The following is a 1,706-nucleotide window of genomic DNA, read 5'->3' on the forward strand; positions in this document are numbered from 1 at the left end:
CACTGTTAATATACATTACAGCTGTTAAATGTTTATGGAAAAGCTGAAACATAAGCATAGCAAGGCTTTCAGAGCATATAAAGATACAATTACTCCGTTATAAAGATACAATTACTCCGTTATAAAGATACAATTACTCCGTTATAAAGATACAATTACTCCGCATTTAGCACCATTATAGGAATTGTATCTATTGATACATTGGTGTAATGTGTATCTTTATAAATATAATTGAACCCTTTTAATATGAAAAACGAGCTTGTTGTGAAAGATAACGCCTTGATTAATGCGAGTTACAACCTTGAAGTAACAGAACAGCGCTTAATCCTTTTAGCGATTATTAATGCTAGGGAAACTGGGCAAGGCATTACATCTGATAGCAAATTAGAAATTCACGCACACGACTACGCTAGTCGTTTTGATGTGAGCAATAGCGGTGCTTATAAAGCGTTGAAAGAAGCCGTAAATAACCTGTTTGATCGTCAATTCTCATTTAAAGAACCTGACAAGCAAGGAAATTTAGGTGTAGTAAGGTCAAGATGGGTAAGCCGTATTAAGTATATTGATGCGACAGCAACCTTAGAAGTTACGTTTGCGCCTGACGTTGTACCATTGATCACAAGGCTTGAGCAGCATTTTACAAGCTACCAACTGAAGCAAGTCGCACAGCTTACAAGCAAGTACGCTATAAGGCTTTATGAAATGCTGATAGCTTGGCGAGCTACAGGTAAAGTACCTGAGATTGAGCTATCAGAATTTAGAAATAGATTAGGCGTAGGCGATAATGAATACACGGCAATGAATAACTTTAAAAGCCGTGTGCTAGAACCAGCAATCAAACAAATCAATGAACACACTGATATAACTGTAAAAGTAGAACAACATAAAAAAGGGCGCACTATTAGCGGCTTTTCATTTAAGTTTAAGCAAAAGCAACAGCCGAAAATTGAAAAACCGAAAGACCTCAAGCGAGATCCAAACACACCTGACTTTTTTATAAAAATGACCGATGCACAACGTCATTTATTTGCAAACAAAATGTCTGAAATGCCTGAAATGTCTAAGTATTCTCAAGGTACAGAAAGCTATCAGCAATTTGCTGTTCGTATCGCTGAAATGCTTTTACAGCCTGAAAAATTTAGAGAGCTTTACCCAATTTTAGAGAAAGCTGGATTTAGTCATGACTAAAAAAGATATTATGGAAGTTCGTAAAGAAGTCCATAGATTGCAAAATGAAGCAGCAAAAAACCCTGAACACCCTATCAATAATGGGCTTAAGGCACACCTTGAAGAAAGAAATCGTAAATTAGCAGAGATTAAAAAATCACAGTCCAAATAGCTTTCTGTCACGATCTTCTGTTAAATACTCGTTGATTTCAGCGAGTATTTTTTGTTTCTGCGCTTCATCTTCCATTTGTTTCATCAAGAAAGAACCCAGTAAAATTTTACGTCTAGTGTCGTCCTTTCTTTCTTGTGCTTTTTGTTTTGCCTTTTCTCTTGCTAAAGCAGCCTGTTTTTGCGCTTTTAACTGGTTTAACTTCTCTTGTTGTTTTGCAATTTTCTGATCTAAAGATTCAATACCCATTGTGATTCCAAAGCCTTTAAAAAACCATTAGAGCATAGGATACCTGCCATTGAGATTCAATGCCTTCCTAAGCTATAATGGTTTTCCCCGAAGGGCGCACTTTCCCAAACTAATTTCATTA

3 protein-coding genes are annotated in these 1,706 nt (G+C 36.3%); 2 read left to right on the forward strand and 1 reads right to left on the reverse strand.

What is annotated here, in order from left to right; genetic code table 11:
* The first annotated feature begins 246 nt into the window (after positions 1 to 246).
* Positions 247 to 1,188: a replication initiation protein RepM gene (gene repM, locus FTV42_RS16660; RefSeq protein WP_180039235.1), complete on the forward strand. Its 942-nt coding sequence runs from the start codon at positions 247 to 249 to the stop codon at positions 1,186 to 1,188.
* Complete coding sequence (locus tag FTV42_RS16665) at positions 1,181 to 1,339, forward strand: hypothetical protein (protein ID WP_179991813.1); 159 nt, start codon at positions 1,181 to 1,183, stop codon at positions 1,337 to 1,339. Before repM ends, FTV42_RS16665 begins: the two co-directional genes overlap by 8 nt.
* Here the strand turns inward: FTV42_RS16665 and FTV42_RS16670 are convergent.
* Complete coding sequence (locus tag FTV42_RS16670; protein WP_179995855.1) at positions 1,325 to 1,585, reverse strand: mobilization protein; 261 nt, start codon at positions 1,583 to 1,585, stop codon at positions 1,325 to 1,327. The genes FTV42_RS16665 and FTV42_RS16670 overlap by 15 nt on opposite strands.
* Between the last annotated feature and the right edge of the window lie 121 nt (positions 1,586 to 1,706).

The sequence above is a fragment of the Acinetobacter sp. YH16052 genome, assembly GCF_013417155.1.
Lineage (GTDB): Bacteria > Pseudomonadota > Gammaproteobacteria > Pseudomonadales > Moraxellaceae > Acinetobacter.

What these genes read in the sequence shown, in the direction of transcription:
- FTV42_RS16670 (WP_179995855.1), bottom strand. Translation starts at nt 1,585, where the DNA reads ATGGGTATTGAATCTTTAGATCAGAAAATTGCAAAACAACAAGAGAAG.
- FTV42_RS16665 (WP_179991813.1), top strand. Translation starts at nt 1,181, where the DNA reads ATGACTAAAAAAGATATTATGGAAGTTCGTAAAGAAGTCCATAGATTG.
- repM (WP_180039235.1), top strand. Translation starts at nt 247, where the DNA reads ATGAAAAACGAGCTTGTTGTGAAAGATAACGCCTTGATTAATGCGAGT.